The organism is Acidovorax sp. GW821-FHT09B03, assembly GCF_059418305.1.
The window spans coordinates 223,311-238,695 of record NZ_JBWKPP010000003.1 but is presented as its reverse complement, the minus strand read 5'-3'; the positions used below and the strand labels follow the sequence as shown (position 1 = coordinate 238,695).

Annotated in this window: 13 protein-coding genes; 5 read left to right on the top strand and 8 right to left on the bottom strand. The window is 67.6% G+C overall.

The features are described 5' to 3' along the window. Nucleotides 1-31: 31 nt before the first annotated feature. From AC07PA_RS07495 to AC07PA_RS07460, 8 genes are read right to left on the bottom strand one after another with little or no spacing between them, the layout of a single operon-like run. Nucleotides 32-922, bottom strand: a complete 891-nt coding sequence (locus tag AC07PA_RS07495) for a beta-keto acid cleavage family enzyme (RefSeq protein WP_494608313.1) — start codon at nt 920-922, stop codon at nt 32-34. 11 nt (nt 923-933) lie between these two features. After that, on the bottom strand, nt 934-2,103 hold the full coding sequence (locus tag AC07PA_RS07490; protein WP_494608312.1) for an acyl-CoA dehydrogenase family protein: 1,170 nt from the start codon (nt 2,101-2,103) through the stop codon (nt 934-936). Nucleotides 2,104-2,107: 4 nt separating this feature from the next. Beyond that, nucleotides 2,108-4,081, bottom strand: coding sequence for an acetyl/propionyl/methylcrotonyl-CoA carboxylase subunit alpha (locus tag AC07PA_RS07485; RefSeq protein ID WP_494608311.1), 1,974 nt, complete (start codon nt 4,079-4,081; stop codon nt 2,108-2,110). Beyond that, nucleotides 4,078-4,893, bottom strand: coding sequence for an enoyl-CoA hydratase/isomerase family protein (locus tag AC07PA_RS07480; protein ID WP_494608310.1), 816 nt, complete (start codon nt 4,891-4,893; stop codon nt 4,078-4,080). Before AC07PA_RS07480 ends, AC07PA_RS07485 begins: the two co-directional genes overlap by 4 nt. 13 nt (nt 4,894-4,906) lie before the next feature. Next, complete coding sequence (locus tag AC07PA_RS07475) at nt 4,907-6,088, bottom strand: acyl-CoA dehydrogenase family protein (RefSeq protein WP_494608309.1); 1,182 nt, start codon at nt 6,086-6,088, stop codon at nt 4,907-4,909. Nucleotides 6,089-6,141: 53 nt separating this feature from the next. Beyond that, nucleotides 6,142-7,755: an acyl-CoA carboxylase subunit beta gene (locus AC07PA_RS07470; protein WP_494608308.1), complete on the bottom strand. Its 1,614-nt coding sequence runs from the start codon at nt 7,753-7,755 to the stop codon at nt 6,142-6,144. Next, nucleotides 7,752-8,663: an SDR family oxidoreductase gene (locus AC07PA_RS07465; protein ID WP_494608307.1), complete on the bottom strand. Its 912-nt coding sequence runs from the start codon at nt 8,661-8,663 to the stop codon at nt 7,752-7,754. Before AC07PA_RS07465 ends, AC07PA_RS07470 begins: the two co-directional genes overlap by 4 nt. 3 nt (nt 8,664-8,666) lie before the next feature. After that, nucleotides 8,667-9,395, bottom strand: coding sequence for a TetR/AcrR family transcriptional regulator (locus AC07PA_RS07460; RefSeq protein WP_007860845.1), 729 nt, complete (start codon nt 9,393-9,395; stop codon nt 8,667-8,669). A 310-nt stretch (nt 9,396-9,705) separates the two neighbouring features. Here AC07PA_RS07460 and AC07PA_RS07455 point away from each other — a divergent pair, with 310 nt between their 5' ends. The 5 genes from AC07PA_RS07455 to AC07PA_RS07435 all read left to right on the top strand — a co-directional run bounded on the left by AC07PA_RS07455 (nt 9,706) and on the right by AC07PA_RS07435 (nt 15,377). Further along, the gene (locus AC07PA_RS07455) at nt 9,706-10,830 is read left to right on the top strand and encodes a carboxypeptidase regulatory-like domain-containing protein (RefSeq protein WP_494608306.1); all 1,125 of its coding nucleotides are present in this window, start codon (nt 9,706-9,708) and stop codon (nt 10,828-10,830) included. Nucleotides 10,831-11,109: 279 nt separating this feature from the next. Continuing rightward, nucleotides 11,110-11,250 (top strand): hypothetical protein, encoded by a 141-nt coding sequence (locus tag AC07PA_RS07450; RefSeq protein ID WP_157405917.1) that lies wholly within the window; start codon nt 11,110-11,112, stop codon nt 11,248-11,250. A gap of 280 nt (nt 11,251-11,530) precedes the next feature. After that, nucleotides 11,531-12,847 carry a M12 family metallo-peptidase gene (locus tag AC07PA_RS07445; RefSeq protein WP_494608305.1) on the top strand — a complete coding sequence of 439 codons (1,317 nt, stop codon included), beginning with the start codon at nt 11,531-11,533 and terminating at the stop codon, nt 12,845-12,847. A 176-nt stretch (nt 12,848-13,023) separates the two neighbouring features. Continuing rightward, a complete protein-coding gene (locus tag AC07PA_RS07440; protein WP_494608304.1) occupies nt 13,024-13,620 on the top strand; it encodes a hypothetical protein in 597 nt (198 codons plus the stop codon). Continuing rightward, nucleotides 13,617-15,377: a type I secretion system permease/ATPase gene (locus AC07PA_RS07435; protein ID WP_007860856.1), complete on the top strand. Its 1,761-nt coding sequence runs from the start codon at nt 13,617-13,619 to the stop codon at nt 15,375-15,377. Before AC07PA_RS07440 ends, AC07PA_RS07435 begins: the two co-directional genes overlap by 4 nt. Nucleotides 15,378-15,385: the final 8 nt, after the last annotated feature.

Genomic DNA, 15,385 nt, shown 5'->3' with positions numbered 1-15,385 from the left:
CTGCCGGGCCGCTGGCGGCCGGCCAGCCCCATCAAGCGGTGGCGGTGTGCAGGCCCAGCAGCTCCCGCGCTTCCTGCGGTGAGGCCACACTGCGGCCTGCATCGCGCGCGACCTGGGCCAGTTGGTCAATCAGCGGGCCATTCGAGGTGGCCTTGCTGCCATCGGGCAGGTAGAACGTGTCTTCCAGCCCGGTGCGCAGGTGGCCACCCAGTTCGGCCACACGCTGGTGCACGGGCCAGATCTCCTGCCGGCCGATCACGGTGGCCTGCCAGGGGGCGTCCTTGATCTTGAGCCTGAGCAAGATGGGCAGCAGGTCCGGGTCGGCCGGCATGCCCGACTCGACCCCCATGACAAAGTTGTATTCGGGCAGGCGCTCGGTGTACATGCCGGTCTGCACGTACATCTCCACGCAGCGCACGATGCCCACGTCAAAGCATTCGAATTCGGGCAGGGTGTTGGTCTCCAGCATCACGTCGATGAAGTCCTTCACCTTGGCGGGCTGGTTGTCGAACAGCATGGGTGGCCAGGCCCAGGTGCCGTTGCTGCGCACCTTGAGGTAGTTGAGCGAGCCGGCGTTGCAGGCCGCCATCTCGGGCCGGGTGGCGCGCAGGCAGTCGAGCGGGCCCTGGTAGTGCGGGCCCACTACGCCGGTGGTCTGGTTGATGATGAGGCCGGGGCATTCCTCGCGCATGGCCTGCACGCAGTCGCGCGCCACCTGCGGGTCCCACGAGGGCAGGTGGCCTTTGCCCGCCTCCTGCTGGCGAAAGTGCACGTGCACCACGGCGGCGCCGGCATCCACCGCGCGGCGTGCCTCGCGCGCCAGTTGCTCGGGCGTCACGGGCACATGGTGCTGCGTGGGATCGGTCAGCACGCCGGTGATGGCGCAGGTGATGATGGCTTTGTCGGAGTGGGTCGTCGTCATGGTGGGTGTCCTCAGATTCCGAGCTGGCGGGCCGCCAGGTCCTTCATGATCTCTTCGGCACCGCCGCCGATCATCATGACCTTGACCTCGCGGTAGATGCGTTCGCTCACAGTGCCGCGCATGTAGCCCATGCCGCCCAGGATCTGCACGGCCTGGTCGGCGCAGAACTGCATGGTCTGCGTGGCGTGGTTCTTGAGCAGGCAGACCTGGGCCACCCATTCGGCGCCGGTGTGGCCTGCATCGGCCTGCGCGGCCACCGATTCGAGCCAGGCGGTGGTGGAGTGGATGCGCATCTGCATGTCCACCAGCTTGTGGCGTATCACTTGGTGTGCCACCAGCGGCGCTCCAAAGGTCTTGCGCTGGCGCGCCCAGGCCAGGGCCTCGTCGTAGCAGGCCTGCGCAAACCCCAGGGCCGATGCCGCCAGGCCAAAGCGCTCGCCATTGAAGTTGCCCATGATGGTGCGAAACCCATCGCCCTCGGCCCCCAGCAGGTAGCGCGCGGGCACGCGCACGTTGTCGAAGCGCAGGTGCGCGGTGTCGGAGCACAGCCAGCCCATCTTGGAAAGTGGGCTGCGCGACAGGCCGGCACTGTCGCCCGGCACCAGCAGCATCGATATGCCGCCGCTGCCCCGGCTGCCGGCCTCGCCCGTGCGCACGGCCACGGTGATCCAGTCGGCGCGCATGCCCGAGGTGATGAACACCTTCTCGCCGTTGACCACATACTCGTCGCCCTCGCGCCGCGCGGTGGTGGCCAGCTGCGCCACGTCGGAGCCGCCGCCAGGTTCGGTGATGGCCAGGGCCGCGATGCGCTCGCCCGCCAGCACGGGCGGTATCACCTCATCGCGCACCGCATCGCTGCCATGTGCCAGCACCGGTGGCAGGCCGATGTTGTGCGAGAGCAGGCTGGCCAGCACGCCGCCACTGGTGCCGTAGCGGCACAAGGCCTGCCACAGCGGCAGGCGCAGCGCATAGCTGGCGGGCGTGCCGCCGTACTGCTCGGGGTAGCCCAGACCCAGCAGGCCCAGGTCTCCCGCGCGCCGGTACAACGTGCGGGGAAACTCCCCCGCCGCGTCCCAGGCATCCACATGCGGGGCGATCTCGGTGCGGGCAAAGCGCGTGACCGTGTCGGTCAGGGCTGCGCGGTCGGCGCGCAGGCCATCGTCTTTCGTTGGGAGCGGCATGGCCTTACGCCTCCTGCGCCGCAAAGCGCGCCAGCACCTGGCCCGGTGCAACCTGCTGGCCGGGCGCCACCAGCAGCTCGACCACCGTTACGGCGGCAGGGCAGGTGAGGCTGTGTTCCAGCTTCATGGATTCGAGCACCACCACCGTGGCGCCTGTCGGCAAGGCCTCGCCGACGGCCACGGGCGCTGCCACCACGCGGCCGTTGAAGGGGGCTCGCAGTTCGTTCGCGCCGTGGGCTGCGCCTGCGCGTGCGGCAGGCTCCCATGACGCGTCTTCCACCCAGCCGTCTGCACCACCGGTCTGCCAGTGCCAGCGGTGCGGCCCCACTGCCACCGTGCGCACGGCATGCGTCACCCCACCCAGGGTGCATTGCACGCGGCCATCGGGCTGCGGGACCAGCTGGATGGCGATGGATTCTTCTCCAGCCATCTGTTCGATGTGCAGGCACCCCTGGCCCATCTCACGCACGGCCATCGGCTGCACCTCACCCTGGTGGCGCAGCCGCATGGGGCGCGCAAAGCTGCAGGGCAGGGTGGTGGCGCGGGGCGGGAACAGGGCCGCCATGGCGCCGGGCAGCAGGGCGGCCTGCTGCTGCTGGCGCAGGGACGCGCGCAGGGCATCGCCTTTCTCCGTGAGGAAGGGCACGCGCGCCTGCCCGGCGCGGAACTGCGGGTGGTCGAGGCAGGCGGCCAGAAAGTCGCGGTTGCTGGGCAGCCCGAGCAGCGAGGTGCCGTGCAGTGCGCGCACCAGCGCATCGATGGCATCGCCGCGTGTGGCGGCATGCACGATGAGCTTGCCCAGCATGGCATCGTAGTGGGGCGTGACCTCAGTGCCTTCTTCCAGCGCATGGTCAAAGCGCAGACCGCCCAGCGGAGCACGCTGGAAGGCCGTGGCCTGCGGTGTGCCCAAGTGCAGCACCCGTCCTGTGTGCGGCGTGAAGTGAGCGTCTTCCGCGCACAGCCGCACCTCGATGGCATGGCCCTGCAAGGCCACCTGGTCCTGCTTGAGGGGCAGGGGCTCGCCGCGTGCCACGCGGATCTGCCACTCCACCAGGTCCAGACCGGTGAGCGCTTCGGTCACCGGGTGCTCCACCTGCAGGCGGGTGTTCATCTCCATGAGGAAGAAGGCGCCGGGCTGGTCTTCATCGAGCAAAAACTCCACGGTGCCCGCACCCACATAGCCTGCCGCCTGGGCCAGCGCCACCGCGCAGGCGGCCATGCGTTCGCGCAGCGCGGCATCCACGGCGGGGCTGGGTGATTCCTCGACCAGCTTCTGGTGGCGCCGCTGCACCGAGCAATCGCGTTCGCCCAGGTGGATGCAGTGGCCGTGCGCATCGGCAAACACCTGCACCTCCACATGGCGTGGACTGAGCAATGCGCGCTCGATCAACAGGTCGCCACAGCCAAAGCCTGCCAGCGCTTCCGACCTCGCGCTGGCCAATGCTGCGGGCAACTGCGCGGCCTCGGTCACCAGCCGCATGCCGCGCCCGCCGCCGCCGGCCACGGCCTTCACCATCAGCGGAAAGCCGACGCGGTCTGCTTCGGCCGCAAAGCGTTCATCGCCCTGGTCGCTGCCCGCATAGCCGGGCAGGCAGGGCACGCCCTGGGCCTGCGCGAGTGCCTTGGCGCCGGCCTTGCTGCCCAGCGCGCGTATGGCGGCGGGCGGCGGGCCGATCCAGGCAAGGCCGGCATCCACCACCGCCTGCGCGAACTCGGCGTTCTCGCTGAGAAAGCCATAGCCAGGGTGCACGGCGTCGGCGCCCGTGGCGTGTGCTGCCGCGAGCAGTTTGTCGATGCGCAGGTAGCTGTCGGCACTGGCGCTGCCGCCCAGTGCCACGGCCTGGGTGGCCTCGCGCACATGCAGGGCCTGGGCATCGGGGTCGGAGTACACGGCCACGGTGGCAATGCCCATGGCCTGTGCCGTGTGCACGAGGCGCCGGGCGATCTCGCCGCGATTGGCGATCAGTATCTTTTTCATGCCACCACGCTCCAGGGGGCGGCCTTGCGGGCCGTGAATGCGGCGAGCCCCTCTGGGGCCTCAGGCCCGCGCAAGGCATGGGCAAACAGGTGGGCGGCGTCGTCCAGCAGGGCCGGCAAGGGCAGCGTGCCCTGCACCTGCAGGAGCAGGTGCTTGGTGGCGGCAATCGCCTGGGGCGCAGTGGCCGCCAGGCGCTGGATGGTTGCCTGCACGGCTTCGTCCATCGCGCCGTCGACCACTTCATCCACCAGCCCACACTGTTGCGCGGCAGCCGCACCGCTGCGCGCGCCCGACAGCAGCCAGCGCCGGGCCGCCGCCGGCCCGAGCCGCCGCACCACGAAGGGTGCGATCTGCGCAGGCACCAGCCCCAGCGTGACCTCGGGCGCACCGAACTGCGCATCCGCATCCGCGAGCACCAGGTCGCCGCAGCAGGCCAGGCCCAGGCCGCCGCCCATGGCTGCACCCTGCACCGCGATCACCAGCCATTGGGGCAGGCCGCACAAGGCCTGCAGCAGCGTGCCGAAGCGGCGGTTCAGCGGCACCAGCGGATCGGGCACGCCCGCACCGAGCGGCTGGCCGATGGCCTTGGCAAAGCCGCCCAGGCTGCCACCCGCACAGAAGTGCCCGCCCGCGCCGCGCAGCACCACGCCGCGCAGCGCGGCATCGTTGCGCGCACGCGTGCAAGCGCTCAGCAGGGCGTCCACCATGGTATCGGTCAGCGCATTGCGGCTGGCCGGGTCATTGAGGGTCCAGGTCTCCAGGAAAAGGCCGCTGCCCAGCGGCGCGCGGTCGATCAGCAGGGCGTCGGGCATGCTGTGTCCTGGTTCAGTGGGCGGTGGGGCGCTTGGCGATGCCCATGGTCTTGGCGAGGATGCCCAGCATCACCTCGTCGGCCCCGCCACCGATGGAGGCCAGGCGCCCGTCGCGGAACATGCGCGAGACCTTGTTCTCCAGCGTGAAGCCCATGCCGCCCCAGAACTGCAGGCAGGTGTCGGGCACCTCGCGGTTCAGGCGCCCGGCCTTGAGCTTGGCCATGGAGGCCAGCTCCAGCACGTCCTGCCCGCCCACGTAGAGTTCGCAGGCGCGGTAGGTCAGTGCGCGCAGGGCCTCCACTTCGGTCTTGAGCTCGGCCAGCTTGAACTGCACCCACTGCTGGTCGGCCAGCGCACCGCCGAAGAGCTTGCGCTCCTGCGCCCATTCGATGGTCCAGCCGATGCAGTTGGTCAGCGATTCCAGCGTGCTGGAGGCGCACCACAGCCGCTCCTCCTGAAACTGCTGCATTTGGTAGATGAAACCCTGGCCCTCGGCACCGATGCGGTAGCGCTGGGGTACGCGCACTTCGTCGAAGTAGAGCAGGCCGGTGTCGCTGCTGTGCATGCCGATCTTGCGGATTTTCTGCGCCACTTCCACACCCTTGGTGAGCTGGCCGCCGGGGCCGTCGCGCAGGGGCACCATCACCAGGCTCTTGTTGCGATGCACGGGGCCCTCGCCGGTGTTGACCAGCATGCACATCCAGTCGGCCTGCAGGCTGTTGGTGATCCACATCTTCTGGCCGCTGATCACGTAGTCGTCACCATCCTTGCGCGCCGTGGTCTTGATGCCGGACACATCGCTGCCCGCTGCGGGCTCGCTCACCCCGATGCAGCCCACCGTGTCGCCTGCGATGGCTGGGGCCAGGAAGTCGCGCTTGAGCTCCTCGCTGCCGTGGCGCGCCAGCGCCGGGGTGCACATGTCCGTCTGCACGCCGATGGCCATGGGCACGCCGCCGCAGTGCACGTGGCCCAGTGTCTCGGCCATGGCCACGGAGTACGAATAGTCCAGGCCCGAGCCGCCGTATTCCTCGGGCTTGCACAGGCCCAGCAGGCCAAGCTTGCCCATCTTCTTGAAGACCTCGTGCGCCGGGAAGATCTCGGCTGCCTCCCACTCGTCCACATGGGGGTTGATCTCCTCGTCGATGAAGCGCTTGAGGGTCTTCTGGATCTCGCGGTGCTCGTGCGTGAACTGCATGGTGTGTCTCCGTTGATTTTTGTGTGGACCAGTGCAAGAAAGGGGAAAGGGGTCTACATGCGTGCCACCCCGAACTGCATGGGGTGCACCTGGCGTGTCTGGGCGTCGGCGCAGGTGGCTAGGCACAGGGCCAGCACGGCGCGTGTGTCGCGCGGGTCGATCACGCCGTCGTCCAGCAGCAGGCCGCTGGTGTAGAAGGCGTCGGCCTGCGCCTCGAACATGGCCACGATCTTGTCGAACTGGGCCTGCGACTCGGCCGGGTCGGGCGCGATGCCTTTGCGCGCCAGCGCTGCCTCGGTCACGATCTGCATGGTGCGCGCGGCCTGCTCGCCGCCCATCACGGCGGTCTTGGCGCCGGGCCAGCTGAACAGGAAGCGCGGTGCATAGCCGCGCCCGCACATGCCATAGTTGCCGGCGCCGAAGCTGGCGCCGCACTGGATGGTGATCTGCGGCACGGTGGCGTTCGATACCGCCTGGATCATCTTGCTGCCGTGCTTGATCATGCCGCCCTGCTCGCTGTCCTTGCCCACCATGTAGCCGGTGGTGTTCTGCAGGTAGACGATGGGGTGGCCGAGCTGGCACATCCACTGGATGAAGTGCGCTGCCTTGTTGGCACCCGCCACGTCGATGGGGCCGTTGTTGGTGATGAACCCCACGGGGCGGCCATCGATGCGCGCCTGGGCGCACACGGTGGCCATGCCGTAGCGGGCCTTGAATTCGAGCAGCTCGGAGCCATCGGCGATGCGCGCGATCACCTCGCGCATGTCCACGGGCTGGCGCAGGTCGTCGGGCATCAGGGCCAGCAGGTCCTCGGCATTGAGGGTCGGCGCCGGGGCTGCGGATGCCGGGCGCATGCTGGCCCAGCCGGAGGCCTCCACCACGGCGCGCGCCATGCCGATGGCCTCGCGGTCGTCCTGTGCCAGGTACTCGCCCAGGCCCGAGATGCTGGTGTGCATTTCGGCACCGCCCAACTCCTCCTCGGTGGCGATCTCGCCCGTGGCGGCCTTGAGCAGCGGCGGCCCGGCCAGGAAGGCGCGCGAGCGCCCCTGCACCATGATCACCACATCCGACAGCCCCGGCATGTAGGCACCGCCTGCCGTGCCCGAACCGTGCTGCACCGTGATCACCGGAATGCCGGCCGCCGACAGCCGCGCCAGGTTGCGGAACAGGCTGCCGCCGTGCACGAAGCCCTCCACCTTGTAGCGCATGAGGTTGGCGCCCGCGCTCTCCACCAGGTGCACGAAGGGCAGGCGATTGTGCAGCGCGATCTCCTGCACGCGCAGGATCTTCTCGAGGCCCATGGGCTGGATGGCGCCGGCCTCGATGCCCGAGTCGCTGGCCACCACCATGCAGCGCACACCCGACACCGTGCCGATGCCGGCGAGGATGCCACCACCGGGAACGGACTTCGCGGGGTCCTTGGTGTCCTGCAGGTAACCCGCCAGCGTGGCCAGGGGCAGCCAGGGCGTGCCGGCATCGAGCAGCAGCGCAACGCGCTGGCGCGGCAGCAACTGGTTGCGCTTGTCGAACTGCGGTTGCGAGCGGGCCGAAGCGGCCGCGGCGCGGTCCTCGAGGGCGCGCAGGGCGTCCAGGCGCGCCAGTTGGGCGCTGCGCCGCCGCTGCGCGTCGGGCGCCAAGGCATTGAACCGCGAGGCGAAGACGGTCATGGCGCTGCCTCCGGCGGTTGCTGCGGCTGGGCTGCAAACACGCGCGGCACCTGGGCGCGGTGGAAGCCCTCGAACGGCCGCACGGCAGGCCGTTGCTGCGCTGCGGCGTCGGGCACCTGCATGGGCCAGCCCAGGCGGGCCTGGGGGCGGGCGCCGTCGACACGCACGGTGGTTCCGCTGATGAAGCTGGCAGCAGGGCTGAGCAAAAAGACGATGGCCGCCGAAACCTCGGCCTCGGTACCGAAGCGCCCCTGCGGCACGGTGTGGCGCATGGCGCGCAGCATGTCGGCGGCGGCGGGCGGGTAGTTGTCCATGCCGCTCGATGCGATGTAGCCCGGTGCCACGGCATTTACGCGCACGCCGCTGCCCGCCCATTCAAGGGCGGCTGTCTCGGTGAAACTGACCATGCCGGCGCGCGCCGCGCCGCTGTGGCCCATGCCCGGCATGGAGCCCCACATGTCGGCCACGATGTTGACGATGGCGCCGCCCTGGGCCTGCATCCACTGCCGGTGGCACTCGCGCGCCATCAGGAAGCCGCCGGTCAGGTTGGTGTTCAGCACCGCCTCCCAGCCCTTGGCGGAGATGCTGGCCAGCGGCGCCATGAACTGGCCGCCCGCGTTGTTCACCAGGGCGTCGATGCGGCCGTGCTCGGCCAGGGCCTGCTGCACGACGATGCCCACGGCCTCCTCGGAACGGATGTCGCAGGCATGCCAGGAGGCTTGCCCGCCGTCGGCCGTGATCTCGGCCTGCACGGCCTGGAGCTTCTCGGCCTTGCGCCCGACGAGCACCACCTGCGCACCCAACCGGGCCAGCTCGTGCGCCGTGCAGCGGCCGATGCCCGAGCCGCCGCCGGTGACGATGGCCACCCATCCTGCGAAAAGACCTGGTGCAAACACGCTCTGGTACATGGCTCACGCCTCCCGTATGAACAGTGCCAGCGCCTCACCGGTCAGCTCGTCCAGCGACTTGCCGCCCTTGGGGGCAAACCACTGCACGGCCCAGTTGAGGGCGCCAAAAAGGAACAGGCGTGCCAGGCGGGGGGCGGCCTGCAGCGTGCCCTGCCGGGACAGCGCTTCGAGCGTGGGCATCCAGGCGGCCTCGTAGGCGTCCTTGACGCGGGCTATCCCCTTGCGCTGTGCGGGCGTCAGCGAGCGCCATTCGTACAGCATCACCGGGATGAAGCCACTGCGTGGGCCCAGCAGGATCTCGAAATGGTGGCGGATCAGCACCCGCAGTTGTTCACGTGGCGTGGCAGTGGGGGGGAGCGCGGCGAGCGCCTGCTGCTGGCTTTGCAAAGCCATGACCATGCCTTCGTTCATGACGGCGTGGAGCAGGGCCCCTTTGCTTTCGAAGTGGTAGAAGGGCGAGCCGCTGTGCATGCCTGCGGCCGCCGCGATGTCGCGCGTGGTGGTGGCCGCAAAGCCCTTGGTCAGAAACAGCCTGGCCGCCCCGTCCATGAGCTTGCGGCGGCGGTTGCCGTCATCGACTTCTTCCGCAGTCTTGCGCGGGCGACCGCGTGGGCGCCGGGGTTCATTGGCAGCAATTGCCGGGGCTTTGCGGGCGCGGGCAGCAGGCGCCGTGAGGGGCACAGGGGCCTTGGGGGCGGCGGGACGTTTGCGCCGGGTTGCAGGGGATTCCATGGGCTGCACGATAGCAAAGGGTTTTATTTTTAGCAAGCGGGTGCTTTGTGAAAATACTGACCCCTGTCGGAGTGGTCCAAAGCCGGGTCGCCAGGGCGGTTTGGCCTGCGCGGCGGCCGAAATTGTTCCCAATCGTTGATTCGTCCATCAAGTTGAAACAGCCGGAAGCAGAAAATGAATGGTTCGTTGGCCTATTTGCTTCTTTGGCTGCCAACTGTCTTTAAAAGCGTTCTTTGGTGAGGGAGTGGTTTTGGGGACGCTTGTGCACATGCCCTACGCTTCGCGTTCCATCCAACGAGAGGCAGGTTTCATGAACACATTCGGTATCGCCCGCTGGGCGCGTGGCGCCATCGTCGCCGCCGCATCCGCCACCCTGGTGCTGGGGGTGCAGGCACAGGTCATTGATTTTTCCGGCACCCGGGGCGCGGGCGTCAACCAGACGGATGTGCTGCTGGAAAACCTGCGCCTGCTGGTGCCGGTGGCCAACCCGCAGCAGCCTGGCACCACGACCACGGTGGAGTCCAACTACAACATCCTGTTCCGCTTCGATCCGGCCACCTTGCACCTGGTGCCTGTGGGCCTTCAGCAGACCGGTGGGTCGGGCGCGGTGCAGTGCGCCACAGCCCAGGTGACGGTGTTCGATGCGCTGCGGGGCGCGAACCTCCCCCTGGCCAACGCGTCGGTCACGCTGGGCACGCGCTCGGCCACCACCAATGCGCAGGGCGTAGCCTCTTTCGCGGGGCTGGCGCAGGGCTTCTTCACGGTGACCACGACGGCGCCCAACTACTCGCCCGCCAACCAGACCGTGCTGCTCAACTGCGCCGCACCCAACCAGGTGGCAGTGGCCCTGTCGCCAGCCAGTGGCAGTGCGGGAGGTCTGGTTGCCGGCCAGTTCCGCACCATCCTGACCTGGGGTGAGAACCCGCGCGACCTGGATTCGCACCTGACAGGGCCTTCGGCCAGCGGGGCTGCGCGCTGGCATGTGTACTTTGCCGGCAAGAATGCGGGCGACATGTGTGCGCTGGACGTGGATGACATCTCCTCCTACGGGCCAGAGACGGTGACCTGCCCGCCTACGGCCAGCACGGGCAGTGCGGGGGCTGGCGCACTGCGTCCGGGCGTCTACCGCTATTCGGTGCACCACTATGCGGGCTCGGGCAACCTGGGCACATCGAATGCCAACGTGCGGCTGGAGCTCTCCAATGGCCAGGCCTACACGTTCACGCCGCCGGCGGCGCCCTACACCGGCTCCAACAATGTCTGGACGGTGTACGAGCTGACGGTGCTGGCCGATGGCTCGGTGGGCGTGGCGCCGGTCAACTCGGTGATGGCGAATGTATCGTCGGGCAGCGTGGCCCGCGAACTGCCGATTGCCGAAGGCACCGGGCTGGGCCAGGCGGAAAGCCCCTCGACGTTCCGGAACCTGGCCAAGTAGGCGGGTGAAGCCGCTGCCGCGCGCGGGTGCCCCTGGCGCGCGGCATTGCATCGCGGAGGTATGAGAGGTGAGCGTATGTAAGGCCCCGCCCTCCGAGGTCGGTTCACGCGAGTGTGACTTTGATAGCAGAAAAGCACGGTTGCATGCGCTCTTCAGGCCATTTTGGCGCTGCTGCGCATGCGGCAGATGGGCCGCCTGCAGGCACTGGCATCCTTGCTTAACAGAGACATTTGCAGGGTTAATGGCAGCGGGCAGGAGTGCCGGTGATAAGGTAAAGGCATGAACACACCGAACCAAACCCCCACGCCCTCGCCATCCGGTCTTGACCCGGAAAAGATGCGCAGCGACCTCGCAAACCTGCTTCGCAAGGCCGCGCCGCCGCAGGACAAGTCCGCTGCTGACAAGCCTGCTGGCAAGTAAGGAACCGAAAGCCGCGCGACGCCGCCGGCCCGCATTGCGGGTGGGCGGCGTTTTTCTTGGTGACCTGCCATGCGGGGCGGTTGATAACGGCAGCCCACTGCAAAGTGGCGACCATTGGTTTTCCATATCGGTTGCGAACGGGCTCCGGTGATAAAGTGGTGCGGCACCTGTCTGTCCCGCGGCCAGATCCGTTTTTCGACCCCAATTCACTGCCCGTCCGTAGGGGCGGGATGGATGGGGTCTCGGCGGATGGGGCTGCCTGAAAGAAGAAAGCCCGACCATGGCCACCGTTTCCGATCTCCAGAATGTCGTGTACTCCGGCAACCCGCAGGCCGACGCCCTGTTGGACAACCCATCGCCGTGGAACTTCTTTCCCGATGGCCGCAAGGTGCTGTACTACACCTTCGATGCCAGCCCCGGCAGCGTTGCCGCCACCGATGCGGGACGTGCGATCACCGCATTCAATACGGCGCAACAGCAGGCCACGCGGCAGATACTGCAGCATGCCGCGGCGGTCACTGGCATTACCTTCACCGAGGTGGGCAGTTCCGCCCAGGCGGACCTCCATTTCGTCGCGACGAATATCCCAGGGGCGTCGACGGCCGGGCTGGCGTCCACGTTCTACAACTACAGCTACAACGGCAGCCAGACGCTGACCCGGCTCAACGCGGAATCGGTGGTCTACCTGGACAACGTGGAGCATGCCGGCATCAACAACCAGCCCACGGCAGGCGGCGCCGGGTATGAGGTGCTGCTGCACGAAGTGGGGCATGCGCTGGGGCTGGCGCACCCTTTTGACTCCGCCAGGCCGCTGCCCGTTTCGCAGGACAACACCAACAACACGGTGATGTCGTACACGCGGGCCGGCCCCTACAAGACCACCTTCCAGGCCTTCGACCTGCTGGCCCTGGACTGGATCTACGGGCGGGACGGTCTGGGCGGCACCTGGGGCATGAATTCCACGAATGGCCCGACGCTGAATTTCTCCAGCCAGCCCAGCGGCACGGCGGGCCCCGATGTATTCACCAGCACGCAGGCCAATGAGGCCTTCAATGGCGCCGGGGGCGTGGACACCCTCGTGGCCCAGGGTGCCCGGGGTGGCTATTCGCTGACGCGCAAGGACGGGGGCTGGCAACTGGCCGATGGGACGGCGGGGCGGGATGGTACCGACACCTTGCTGCAGATCGAGCGCGTGCGCTTTGCCGACCGCTCCGTGGCGCTGGACCTCGATGGCGCGGCGGGCACGACAGCGCGCCTGCTGGGCGCGCTGGTCGGCCCGGCGGGGCTTTCCAGCCGGGAACTCGTGGGGGCGGTGCTGGGCGTGGTGGACTCGGGTGCGTCGCAGCTGCAACTGGCGCAACTGGGCCTGAATGCGTTGCTGGGCGCCTCGGCCACGCCGGAGCAGGTGGTGGCGCTGCTGTTCGGCAACGTGGTGGGGGCTTCCGCAGACGCTGCCACCGTGCAGTCGCTGGCCGGCCTGATCCGGTCAGGTGCCTACACCAATGCGTCATTCACGGTGGCGGTGGCCAACCTGGACATCAATGCCGCCCACATCGATCTGGTGGGGCTGAGCGCGCGGGGTCTTGACTACACCTGACCCGGCCGGGCCCCGGGCGCCCTGAAGCCGGCTTTCTCCGCCTGTGGCAGCCCCAATCCGGGCTGCATCTTCTGCTGCCTGTGATTCGGATCACTCCGACAAGACGGGTGCCTGGGGTGTCGGTGAAAAAATTCATATAGGAACTGGTAGACTCCGCTTCCTATATGAATTCTCTCTTGCGCATTCCGCTCAACGCCACACCCGAGCAGGTGGAGCGGCTGCGTGCATTGCAGGTGGGTTTTTCCAGGGTGTGCAATGCCATTTCGCCCGTGGTGCAACAGACCCGGACATGGAATCGTGTGGCGCTGCACCACCTGACCTACCGCCCGTTGCGCGAGCAGTTCCCGGAAATGGGCTCGCAGATGGTGTGCAATGCCATTTATTCGGTATCGCGCACGGGGCGCCTGATCTTTCAGCACCCGGCCAGCCCCTTCCATCTTTCGCGGCTGGGCGACAAGCCGCTGCCCTTGTTGCAGTTTGCAGACAGTTGCCCGGTGTACTTTGACCGCCACACCCTGAGCGTCAAGGGTGGTCAGCTGTCCATGTTCACGCTGGACGGACGCATGCGCTTCCAGCTGGCGCTGCGTCCAGCGGACGAAGAGAGCTTTCACGCGCGCAAGTTGCGCGAAATCGTCCTGTCGCGGCGGGCTGATGGCGTCTATGAATTGTCTTTTTTACTGGGCAGCGAATCCAACGGCGCTGTATTGGCCTCTGACCAGGCCATGCCCGACGGCGAGATCCCCGAATACATCATGGTCCACGAGACAGTATGAAACCCAACCTCCCTCCCTCTGAACTGCGTCAGGCAATTTCCTCGCTGAGGCCATTTTTCGTGCGTTCCGGCTGGTTCAGCGTCTTCTCCAGTCTGCTGGTGCTGGCGCCTTCCGTGTACATGCTGGAAGTCTATGACCGGGTGGTAAACACGCGCAACCACACTACGCTGGTGATGCTCACGCTGCTGGTGCTGGGGGCCTACGTGCTGATGGAGGTGCTGGAATGGGCGCGCAGCGAGGTGATGCGCTCTGCCAGCGTAGAGCTCGATCACCGCATGAGCGGGCGTGTCTTCGGCGCCATCTTCGAAGCCAGCCTCAAGCGCCTGCCCGGGGGATCTCAGCAGCCGCTGAATGACTTCCGGATGGTGCGCGACTTTCTGTACTCTCCAGCACTGCTGGCCGTCATGGAGGCCCCTATCGCACTGGTGATGATGGTGCTCCTGTTCATGATCAGCCCGGTGTTGGGATGGGCGGCGCTCGCCTTCGGGGTATTGCAGGTGATCGTGGCCTGGTTCAACGAGCGTGCCACCAAGCCGCCGCTGATGCAGGCCAATGGCAGTTCGATTGCTGCACAGCAGTATGCCGACGGCGCCCTGCGCAATGCCGAGGTGATCGAGTCTATGGGCATGCTGCGCGACACGCACAAGCGCTGGCAGAACAAGCAGCGCGATTTCCTGCGCTTGCAGGCGCTGGCGTCCGAGCGCGCAGGCGGCTTTCAGGCGCTCTCCAAGTTCGTGCAGAACACCTTGAGTTCGCTGCTGCTGGGGCTGGGTGCCTGGCTGCTTTTGCGCAACGAACTCAATGGCGGCGCGGGGATGATGATCGTCGCATCCATCCTGGGCGGGCGCATGCTGGCTCCTTTGGTCCAGGTGGTGACGCAGTGGCAGACGGTCGTAAACGTGCGGGATGCCTGGATGCGGTTGGACCAGTTGCTGACAGCCCTGCCTGCTGCTTCGGTGAACATGGCCCTGCCTGCACCACGGGGCGCGCTCCAGGTCGAGCAGCTGATTGCATCGGCGCCTGGCAACCCTGCCCATATCCTGCGCGGAGTGGCTTTCGCATTGAATCCCGGCGAAGTTCTGGTGGTGGTGGGGCCATCGGCCTCGGGCAAGACCACACTGGCCCGTTTGCTGGTGGGCTTGTGGCCTGCGGCCGGGGGGAAGGTACGGCTCGACGGCGCTGACGTGTACACCTGGAACAAGGCGGAACTGGGCCCGTACATGGGCTATCTGCCCCAAGGCGTGGAACTGTTCGAAGGCACGTTGGCCGAGAACATCGCCCGGTTTGGCAAGGTCGATATGGTCAAGGTGGAAGCTGCAGCCCGCGCGGTCGGCCTGCACGAGTTCATCCTTTCCCTGCCGCACGGCTACGACAATCCCGTGGGTTCCGATGGTGCCCGGCTATCGGGTGGCCAGCGCCAGCGGGTGGGGCTGGCCCGCGCACTCTACGACGACCCGGTGTTCGTGGTGCTGGACGAACCCAATTCCAGTCTCGACGAACAGGGCGATGCGGCGCTGGCGCAGGCCATCCAGGCGGCCAAGGCGCGCGGCACCACCTTCGTCATCATGACCCACCGCACCAGCGTGCTGGCCGTGGCCGACAAGATGCTGGTGCTGCGCGACGGACTGCAGCAGGTCTTCGGACCGCGCGACGAGGTCATTGCAGCCTTGAACCAGGCTGCACAACAGCAGGCCCAGGCGGCACAAGCACGGCAGGCAACGCCGCAAGGTTCGGCGCCTGCGCTGGCTGCATCCTGATATCCACG